This is a genomic window from Bacillota bacterium, assembly GCA_036504675.1.
Taxonomy (GTDB): domain Bacteria; phylum Bacillota; class Sulfobacillia; order JAJYWN01; family JAJZPE01; genus DASXUT01.
This window is the reverse complement of sequence record DASXUT010000162.1, coordinates 25,468-35,600: the sequence shown is the minus strand read 5'-3', so window position 1 is coordinate 35,600 and position 10,133 is coordinate 25,468. Positions and strand designations below refer to the sequence as shown.

Below are 10,133 nucleotides of genomic sequence, written 5' to 3'. Positions count from 1 at the left end.
CCGCGAAGCGGCCGCCTGGGCCTGCAGGATGGTCTCGGGGATCGACTTGGGGGAATGGGCCAATCCGCACAAGAACAGGCCCTGGCTGGGGAAGTCGACCGGGCCGAGCTTGGCGTGCAATTCCGCCAGGAACCCATCCTCGGTCATCGGCAGCTTGAAGGCCCGGGCGGCCTCAGCGGTGCCCTCCGAGGGGAGGGTCGCCGCGCCCAGGACGACGAGGTCGGCCCCGAGGGTCATCGCCCGGCCGCTGTCGGCGTCGTCCACGGTCACGTCCAGCTGCGACGGGGTTGCCCTGACCACCGGTTTGGCGGTCTCCTCGTAGCGAATGAAGACCACCCCGCGCTCACGGGCCAACCGGTAGTACTCCTCGGCCAGGCCATAGGCCCGCACGTCGCGGTAGAGGACGTAGGTCTCGCAGGCCGGGTCGGCCTCCTTGAGCAACAAGGCGTCCTTGATCGCCGCGCCGCAACAGGTTCGGCTGCAGTAGAGGCGGCCGGCCTGGCGCGACCCGACGCACTGGATGAAGACGGCCCGCCGGACGGGGACCATCGGCTCACCGGAGCGCTTCAGGCGCCGCTCGAACTCAAGCCGGGTGAGGACCCGCGAGTCCTCGCCATAGAGGTACTCATCGGGGACCAGCTCGCGCCCGCCGGTGGCCACGACGACCACCCCGTGCTCGATGTCGGTGGTCGTCCGCCCGCCCCCGCCGGGGCCATCGCCCGTGGCCACCTCGACCCGGGTGGTGAAGTGCCCGGCGTGACCATGGAAGTCCTTGACCGTCGCGTTGGTCAGGACGGTTATCCCCGGCTGCCGGTCGACCTGCATCAACAGCTCATCGAGGTAGGCCGGGACGTCCGGGATGTCGAGGGTCCAGGCCAGGTTGGTCAGGTTCCCGCCGAGGGCCGCCGACCGCTCGAGGAGGGTCACCCCGAAGCCCATTCCGGCCAGTGATAGTGAGGCCTGCAGCCCGGCCAGCCCGCCGCCGACGACCAGGGCCCGCTTGACCACGGGGACCGGGAAGGTGGTCAGGGGTTCGAGGGTCGCCGCCTTGGCGACGGCCATCTTGACCAGGTCGACAGCCTTGGCCGTGGCCGCCACCGGGTCGGTGCGGTGGACCCACGAGCACTGCTCGCGGATGTTGGTCATCTCGCAAAGGTACTGGTTCAGCCCGGCTTCTCGTAGCGTATCGCGGAATAGCGGGAGATGGGTCCTGATGGTGCACGAGGCGATGACCACCCGGTTGAGGTCCTTCTCGGCGATGGTCTCGCGGATCTTCTTGAGTGAGTCCTGGGAGCAGGTGAAGAGGAACTCCTCGGCATGGATCACGCCGGGGGCCTTGGCCGCCCGGGCGACCACCGTCGGGACGTCGACCACCGAGGCGATGTTGATCCCGCAGCGGCAGACGAAGACGCCGATCCGCGGGGTCTTGCCGGACACCTCCTGCTCCGGCGGGTAAGTGCGGGGCCGGGTCAGGGTCCCGCGGGCGAGGGCCAGGAGCGAGTTGGCCTCGGCCGCCGCGGCGCCGGCGCCCATCACCGTCTCCGGGATATCATGTGGTCCGGTGAAGCCTCCGGCCACGAAGATCCCTCCTTTATTGGCTCGGGCCGGGAACGTCTTGTCCCAATCGGCGAAGCCGTGTCGGTCCAGGTCGATGCCGAAGGTGTCGGCCAGTTGGCGCGCCCCGGCCGGTGGTTTCAGGCCGGTGGCCAGGACGACGAGGTCGAACCGTTCCTCCTTGATCTGGCCGTCGGCGGCGTAGCGGATGGTCAGGTCGCCGGTCTTCGGGTCTTCCTTCAGGCCGGAGACGAAGGCCCTCAGGTACCGCACCCCGTAGTCGTCCTTGGCCGACTGGACGTAACGGTCGAAGCCCTTCCCCTGGGCCCTCAGGTCGAGGTAGAAGACCGTGCTCTCGCAGTCCGGGGAGTGCTCTTTGGCGATGGTCGCTTCCTTGGTCGAGGACATGCAGCAAATCGAGGAACAGTAGGGGTTGCCGCGGCCGGGGTCGCGGGAGCCGACGCACTGGATGAAGGCGATCCGCCGGGGATGGCCGCCGTCGCCGGGGCGCCTGAGCTCGCCGCGAGTCGGGCCGGTCGCGTTGAGCAGCCGCTCGAACTCGAGCCCGGTGATGACGTTGGGGTAAAGGCCATAACCGTACTCGCCGAGGGTTCGCGGGTCGGTCAGGGAGAAGCCGGGGGCGAGGATCACCGCTCCCACCTCGAGGCTGGTCGTGCTCCCCGTCTGGTCGTGGCGGATGGCCACGGGCTTGCAGACCGCCTCGCACTGCCGGCACTCGGAGCAGCCGCCGCAGGCCAGGCAGCGTTGGGCCTCGGCGGAGGCCCGCTCAGCGGTGTAGCCTCCGACGACTTCGGCGAAGGAGCGACGCCGCTCGGCGGCCCCGAGGCGGGGCAGGGCCTCGCGCTTCTGGCGCTGGGTCCCCAAGACACTGATCTCCAGCCGCCTGGCGTCCTCGGGGCGCGGCCGCCGCGTGCGCCAGGCCCGCAGGTCCTGCCCCTGCAGGTAGCGATGGATGGACTCGGCCGCCTCCTTGCCCGCGGCCGCCGCCTCGACCAGGGTGGCCGGGCCGCTGACCGCGTCGCCGGCGGCGAAGACCCCGGGGAGCTTGGTGGCCAGGGTCAACTGGTCGGCGATGATCGTCCCGCCGCGGGTCGTCTCGAGGGTCGTGTCATGGAGGAAGGTGTGGTCGGGGGCCTGGCTGACGGCGATGATCACCGATTCGGCCGGGATGATGAACTCGGAGCGAGGAATCGGAACGGGGCGGCGCCGCCCGTCAGTACCGGTTTCCCCGAGGGCATTGCGCAGGCACTCGATGCCTTCGACCCGCTCTTCGGCCGAGCCGATGATCCGGATCGGCGAGGTCAGGAACTCGAAACGGACGCCTTCCTCGCGGGCTTCCTCGACCTCTTCGGAGAGGGCCGTCATTTCGGCCTCGGAGCGACGGTAGGCCACGGTGACCTCCTCGGCCCCCAGCCGGACGGCCGTCCGGGCGGCGTCGATGGCCGTGTTGCCGCCGCCGATAACGACGACTCGGGCCCCGATGGCCACCCGCTGACCCAGGTTGACCTGGCGGAGGAAGGTCACCCCATGGAAGACCCCGCCGAGATCCTCGCCGTAGACGCCGATCTTCTGCGGGGCGTGGGCCCCGACCGCCAGGAGCACGGCCCCGAAGCCCTGGGCGAAGAGGTCGTCGACGTCGAGGTCGCGGCCGATCGCCACGCCCGTGCGCAGCTCGATGCCGGTCTTCAGGATCTGGTCGATCTCCGCCTCGACGAGCCGCTTGGGCAGCCGGTACTCGGGGATCCCGACCCGCATCATCCCGCCGGCCACGCCGAGGGCCTCGAAGATGGTCACCCCATACCCACGCCGCCGCAGGTGATAGGCGGCGGCCAGCCCGGCCGGCCCTGAGCCGACCACGGCCACCTGTTCTGGATGAAGACGGGGCGGCACCGGGACGCCCTCCGGGTAGAATTCGGTGAGGTGGCCGAGGACGTGGTCGCCGACGAAGCGCTTCAGCCGGGAGATGGCGATCGGGTCGTCGACCTCGCCCCGCTGGCACACCCCTTCGCAGGGGTGATGGCAGGCGGTCCCGCAGATGATCGGGAAGGGCATCTCCTGGCGGATCAACTCCCAGGCCTCGCGGTACTTGCCGCGGGCGATGAGGCTGATGAAGCCCTGGGTGTTGATGCCCGAGGGGCAGGCCATTCGGCAGGGCGACCTGCCCCGCTTGTCGATGGCGTACTTGTTCGGGCTCGACTGGGGGAACAAGCGGTAGATGGCCTTGCGCTTACTCAGCCCTTGGTTGAAGGCGTCGCTGAGTTCCACCGGGCAGGCGGCCTCGCAATCGCTGCAGCCGGTGCAGGCGGCCAGGTCGACGTAGCGCGGGAGGCTCCGGACCTCAGCCTGGAAGCGTCCCGGTTCGCCGCTCAGCCCGGTGACCTCAGCCAGGGTGTGCAGGACGATGTTCGGATGGTTGAGGCAGTCGGTCATTTTCGGACCCAGGAGGCACATGGAGCAATCGTTGGTCGGAAAGGTCTTGTCCAGTTGGGCCATCTTGCCGCCGATCGAGGGGTCTCGGGTGACCAGGTGGACCAGGTACCCCGCCTGGGCCAGGTCCAGGGATGCCTGAATGCCGGCGATGCCGCCGCCGACGACGAGGACGGCCCCGGTGGCCGCGCCGGTCGCGGTCGCCTCATCTCGGGCCGGGACCGGACCTGTCTCGCCAGCCGCCGGGTTCTCGGAAAACTGGACCGGTTCGTTCGCCACTGCACACACCCCCCGCGTTTCGGTTGAGAAAGGCCCCTGGAAAATGCCAAAGGCGAGCCTTCATAGCTCGCCTTTTTCCCCGCGCTTGTGAATGTGAACCTGAGAACACAAGAAGGCGGGCTTCGCCCGCCTTACCTCATCTACCTGCACCTTTCTCACACGTTCTGGACCGGCCCTCGGAGGCCCGTCGGAGGACCAGGGCCAGACTGTGAGCCGCCTGTACAAGCCGGCTCACCCCCCAGGGGATTCTTGCTGAACGGGCGCCGCCACGCTTGGAGCGACGGCCCTTCCGGTGACCATTCTATTCGGCTCCGAGGGTGCGGTTTCCTTCTTCCATACCGGGTTCTTGGGCGCGCCGGCGACCTGGTGCCAAGAGCCCTAAACCAGCCGTCGCATAAGGCCTCTTCGCCGGAGGATACTAAACGAAGCAGCACGGCGCCGCCTGGGCGGGCCGCCGCAGCCGTTGTTCAAAGGGGGTTCTTCGCCTTGCCAGATCAGGTCAGGAAGGTCATCATCATGGGGGCCGCCGGTCGTGACTTCCACAACTTCAACGTCTACTTCCGCGACAATCCGGACTACCAGGTGATCGCCTTCACGGCCACCCAGATCCCGGACATCGAGGGCCGGGTCTATCCTCCGGAACTGGCCGGTCATGGGTACCCGGAGGGCATCCCCATCTACCCCGAGTCCGACCTGACCGAGCTGGTCGAGCGGACCGGGGCCGAGCAGGTCATCTTCGCCTACAGCGACGTCCCCTTCGATTACGTCATGCACCGGGCTTCCCAGGTCCTGGCGGCCGGGGCCGACTTCCGCCTGATGGGCCCGCGGACGACGATGCTCCGGGCCAACCGCCCAGTGGTCGCCGTCACCGCCGTCCGGACGGGCGTCGGCAAGTCCCAGACCACCCGCCGGCTGGCCGACATCCTGAGGGACTTCGGGCATCGGGTCGTCGCCGTCCGCCACCCCATGCCCTACGGCAACCTCCTGAGCCAAGCCGCCGAACGCTTCGCCAACTACGAGGACCTCGAGGTCAACCGCTGCACCATCGAGGAGCGCGAGGAGTTCGAGCCGCTCATCGACCGCGGGGTCATCGTCTACGCCGGCGTCGACTATGAGCGCATCCTGAGGGCGGCCGAACGCGAAGCCGACGTGGTCATCTGGGATGGGGGCAACAACGACATCCCCTTCTACGTCCCTGATCTCCACATCGTCCTGGTCGACCCGCACCGGCCGGGCCACGAGGTCGCCTTCCACCCGGGAGAGACGAACCTCCGGATGGCCGACGTGGTCATTATCAACAAGGTCGAGACGGCCGACCGCGAAGGCATCGAGGCTGTCCGCCGCAACTCAATCCGGGTCAACCCCAATGCCGTCATCGTCGACGCCGCCTCACCCATCTATGTCGACGACCCCGGGCCCATTCGGGGTCAACGGGCCCTGGTCATCGAGGATGGCCCGACCCTCACCCACGGTGAGATGCAGTACGGGGCCGGGGTCATCGCCGCCCGCAAGTATGGGGCCTCCCAGCTGATCGACCCGCGGCCCTACGCCGTCGGGACCATCGCCCGGACCTACGAGAAGTACCCGAAGATCGGCACCCTCCTTCCGGCCATGGGTTACAACGGCCAGCAGATCCACGACCTGCAGGAGACGATCAACGCCTGCCCGGCGGAGGTCGTCGTCATCGCCACGCCGATCGACTTGCGGCGGCTGGTCCAGATCAACCGGCCCGCCGTCCGCGTCCGCTACGAGCTCCAGGAGATCGGCCATCCTGACCTCGTCGACCTTCTCGACCGGGTGCCCGGGATCGGGCGGGAAGCGGTCAAGGGCGCCCGGTGGCAGGGGCGGCCGGCGATGGCCCCGGGCCCCAGGCCGGCCTACACGCCGGAGCAATGGCAGGGGCCGCTCCAAAGCTGACCCGAGGCGAGGAAGATAGTCGGTGACCGTCCTGAAGACCATCGGCCTGTATGCCTTCGCGCTCTTCCTTTTCCGGGTGATGGGACAGAGAACGCTCGGGGACATGCAGGCCTTCGACTTTGTCGTGGTCATCGCCGTGGCCGAGATCCTCGGGGCTCCCCTGGCCGACCCCCGCCTGGACGCGCGCCCGGCTCTCTTGGCCATCGTCACCCTGGTCGCCCTGCAGCTGGTTTTGGCTTGGCTGTGTCTACGCAGCCCCCTCCTGCGCTGGCTCCTGGAAGGCCGCCCGGTGCTGGTGGTCTGGCGGGGACGCCTGATCGAGAGGAATCTCAACCGGGCCAAGGTCAGCCGGGAGGAACTGGCCGAGCGGCTCCGCGAGAAGGGGATCGCCCGCCTCGACGAGGTCTACCGGGCCTACCTCGAGACCGACGGCAACCTCAGCGTCCTGAAGAAGCGGGCCGACCGGCCGGCGACCCTGGCCGATCTGCGGGGCCTCGGCCTCATCCAGGACGGGAAGATCCACCGGGAGAATCTAGGCCGGGCCAGGATGGACCTGGACCGCCTGAAGGCCCTCCTCCAGCGGCAAGGGATCAAGCGGATGATCGACGTGGAGACGGCCGTCCTCGGCCCCGGGGGGCGGCTGGAAGTGAAGAAGAAAAAGAGGGCCGCCAAGTCCGGGGGGAGAAAAGGGAAGCGGAAAGGGGCGACCGGTCACTGAATATCCTCAAAAGGAACCAAGTCGAAGGCTATCCCCGTTGGCCGGGCACCAGAGTCGGATTGGAGGGTGATGCGTGGACTGGCGCCTGTTCCTCTCGACCTTCGGTCTGATCTTCCTGGCTGAGCTGGGCGACAAGACCCAACTGACGACGATGACCCTGGCCGCCCAGAGCCGTTCTCCCTGGTCGGTCTTTTTCGGCGCGGCCCTCGCCCTGAGTCTGACCTCCCTCCTCGGGGTGGTCTTCGGCGAGGCCCTGACCAAGCTCATCCCCCGCCAGTACTTGCACACCGGGGCGGGGATGGCCTTCATCATCCTCGGCATCCTGCTCGTCACCAAGAAGATCTGAACCCGCCGGTGACCCCGGTCCCCTGGGGAGTCCATGCCCCCGGCCGTCCCGCTGAGCCAAGGAGGTTTTGCCCCTCTCCTGCAGAAGTAGGGCGGGCAAGATCTACACTTTCCTCCATGCCTATCTCGACGGAGAGATCGGCCCCAAGGAAGAGCGCAAGTAGCAGGCGGCCGCGGCGGCCTCAAAGGGGGATCTTGGCTTGAAGCTCGCCGATGAACAGCTCGAGGCGATCATCCGCAAGTGCCTGGACGGCATCAAGGCGGAGCCCAGGAACTGGGTCTTCCGGCACGACCTCGGGGTGGCCCACATGCAGAAGAAGGACTTCGCGGCGGCTGCCCGGGAGTTCCAGGAGGCCCTATGCCTGGACCCCTTGAACGTGAGCGCCGGCTATCTCCTGGGCGTGGCCTATTCGGAGCAGGGCCTCTTTGATGAGGCCCTGAGCCACTTCAAGCAAGTGGTCAAGCTCAGCCAGAAGCACGCCCAGGCCCATTTCTTCATCGGTAAGATCTACGCCATCAAGGGGATGCTCGACGCCGCCGCCCTCGAACTCAAGAGGAGTATCGAGCTCGACCCCCAGGGCCGCTCGAGCCTCGCCCAGAACTACCTCGGCGAGGTCTACCTGGCCATGGGCAAGCTCGATGAGGCCCTGAAGGCTTGGCAGAAGGCGGCCGAGGTGACACCAGGCGATCCCTCGATCCACCAGAACATCGGCGCGGCTTTGGTCGACGCCGGGCGTTTCGACGAGGGCATCGCGGCCTGCCAGAAGGCTCTGAGACTCGGCGGCGACAACCCCAATGTTCACTATAACCTGGGGGTGGCCTTCACCGCCCGACGGCAGTTCGACCGGGCCATCGAACACTTCCAGAAGACCCTTGAGATGGCCCCGGACGATGGCCGGACCTTGGTCAACCTGGGTGAGGTCCAGGCCTTGAAGGGAGACCTTGCGGTCGCCAGGGTCCAGTGGGAGCGGGCCTTGGAGAAGGACGAGAGGAACGTCGATGCCCGCTACAACGTCGGTCTGGTCAAGGCCCAGAGCGGGGACCTCGAGGGAGCCATCGGCGATTGGCGGAGGGTCCTCGACGTCGACCCTGGCTATGAGCGGGCCCACATAAACCTGGCCATCGCCCAATCCATGGCCGGCCGGTGCGAAGAAGCGGTGGCCGCCTGGCGCCGTCTGGCCGAGCTGCGGCCGATGGATCCGGAGGTCCCGAGCAGCATCGGCGAGAACTACCTGCGCCTCGGACGGCCGGACGAGGCCGCGGCCGAGTTCGATAAAGCCCTCTCTATTGGAGAGAATAACCCACGGGCTCATTTTGGGCTCGGGATCGCCCATCTCCGCCTGGGTCACCCGGAGCAGAGTCTCGGCCACTGGAAACGAGCCAGGGAGCTTGACCCCAATTTCGCCCTGAACCTGCAGCCGGTGGCCAAGGCCTGCCTCAACGAGGACGAACTGGCCAGGCTCGCCGCGGCCGCCAAGGGAGGGGATCGCGGGGCCGCCGAGGCCGTCCGGATGGTCAAGAGCCTCCTTTAGAGGCCGCCGCGAGGCCGCCCGCCGCACGGCGTGATGACCCGGGTCTCCCCGGGGCGCAAAGGGGGGCGTCCGGAACGTCCGTCGTTCCGTGCCATGGAGTGGTTTCGTCGTCATTTTCGAACCATCTATGAAGGAATCACCGGCCTGCCCCCCGGGCTCAGGGCCGGCCTCCTCGCCGGGGGCGCGGTCGTCCTGGCCGTTCTTCTGGTCGTGGGCTTCCGGGCTTACCGCTACACTCAGAACAACCCTCAGTTCTGCCGGTCGTGCCACCTGATGGAGACACCCTTCCGACTCTGGCAAGGCAGCGTCCACTCCACGGTCAACTGTCACAGCTGCCACGAGTCGTCGATCAAGACAAGCCTGAGGCAGGTCTTCGAGACGGTCACCCGCCATCCGATCCAGGTGACCAAGCACGCGGTCGTCCCGGGCGCCGCCTGCCAGCGTTGCCACAGCGGCCCCGGGGGGACGCCGGACATCACCGGTACCGACATCCACGTCGCCCACGTCGAGCGCCGGAAGATCCAATGCACGGACTGCCACGGGACGAGCCTCCATGTCTTCCAGGCGCCGGAGGCGATCTGTCAGAAGTGCCACGGGCCCTATGAGAAAGGCGGGGCCAAGGCCGAGAAGACCCTGGGCATGCAGGACCTGCCCTGCGGGTCATGCCACCAGTACCTGGGCCAGACCGGGTCGCTCCTGCCGGCCCGCCCGACCTGCCTGGGTTGCCATCAGCCGGCCCTGACGGCGGGGCTCCACGCGGCTCCGATGCACTCCGGCACCGACTGCTACGTCTGTCACCAGGTCCATTTAGAGGCCTTGCCGTCGAGGGCACCCTGCGAGACCTGTCACTCCGACAAGCAGAACCACTTCCCCGGCCAGGTGTGCCGGACTTGCCACGGCTTCCGCCCGGGGACGGCGGCCGGAACGGCGGAGACCGACTGAGCCCCGACCGCGTCCGGACCGCGGGTCTGGATCGCGGCGTCGCTCGATCGGGCGGCAGACGAAGAAGAACGCCGGTCCCTCATCGGGCCCGGCGTTCTCGTTTCCCATAGGTTCTCGTGGATTTCCCGGTCACTCTCTTAGCTCAGTCGCGCCAACCGGGAGGAATCCCCCGGCCCAAGGGGAATCTCCGAGAAGGGAAGATCGGCGATTTAAGTCGCGTTCTTCTCGAGGAGGGCCCGGAGGAGCGACAGTCCGATCAGAAGGGCGCCGACGACCCGGACCACCCAGGTCAGAGGACCGGTGGTGGCCTTGGCGACGAAGAGGATCGACCACAGGCCGGCGATGGTCCACAAGGCGTACTCGAAGAAGGCTAGGTCCGCGGGAATCACCTCCGTAGC

Annotated in this window: 7 protein-coding genes; 5 read left to right on the top strand and 2 right to left on the bottom strand. The window is 67.8% G+C overall.

All coding sequences use genetic code 11. From position 1 onward, the window contains the following. The coding region (locus VGL40_12885) for an FAD-dependent oxidoreductase (protein ID HEY3316158.1) at positions 1–4,281 on the bottom strand (4,281 nt) is incomplete at its 3' end. Between the two features lie 516 nt (positions 4,282–4,797). On the opposite strand from VGL40_12885, the gene VGL40_12880 reads away from it, so the two are divergent. The 5 genes from VGL40_12880 (at position 4,798) to VGL40_12860 (ending at position 9,735) form a co-directional block, all read left to right on the top strand. Next, positions 4,798–6,198: a cyclic 2,3-diphosphoglycerate synthase gene (locus tag VGL40_12880; protein ID HEY3316157.1), complete on the top strand. Its 1,401-nt coding sequence runs from the start codon at positions 4,798–4,800 to the stop codon at positions 6,196–6,198. A 22-nt stretch (positions 6,199–6,220) separates the two neighbouring features. Further along, positions 6,221–6,916, top strand: a complete 696-nt coding sequence (locus VGL40_12875) for a DUF421 domain-containing protein (protein HEY3316156.1) — start codon at positions 6,221–6,223, stop codon at positions 6,914–6,916. Positions 6,917–6,989: 73 nt separating this feature from the next. Beyond that, positions 6,990–7,262, top strand: a complete 273-nt coding sequence (locus tag VGL40_12870) for a TMEM165/GDT1 family protein (GenBank protein HEY3316155.1) — start codon at positions 6,990–6,992, stop codon at positions 7,260–7,262. Between the two features lie 199 nt (positions 7,263–7,461). Further along, entirely contained in the window at positions 7,462–8,793 is a 1,332-nt protein-coding gene (locus VGL40_12865) for a tetratricopeptide repeat protein (protein HEY3316154.1), read from the top strand. 93 nt (positions 8,794–8,886) lie between these two features. Next, positions 8,887–9,735, top strand: coding sequence for a NapC/NirT family cytochrome c (locus VGL40_12860; protein HEY3316153.1), 849 nt, complete (start codon positions 8,887–8,889; stop codon positions 9,733–9,735). 209 nt (positions 9,736–9,944) lie between these two features. Here the strand turns inward: VGL40_12860 and VGL40_12855 are convergent, their stop codons facing one another. Next, positions 9,945–10,124 (bottom strand): hypothetical protein, encoded by a 180-nt coding sequence (locus VGL40_12855; protein ID HEY3316152.1) that lies wholly within the window; start codon positions 10,122–10,124, stop codon positions 9,945–9,947. Positions 10,125–10,133 lie beyond the last annotated feature (9 nt).

What these genes read in the sequence shown, in the direction of transcription:
- VGL40_12860 (HEY3316153.1), top strand. Translation starts at nt 8,887, where the DNA reads ATGGAGTGGTTTCGTCGTCATTTTCGAACCATCTATGAAGGAATCACC.
- VGL40_12880 (HEY3316157.1), top strand. Translation starts at nt 4,798, where the DNA reads ATGGGGGCCGCCGGTCGTGACTTCCACAACTTCAACGTCTACTTCCGC.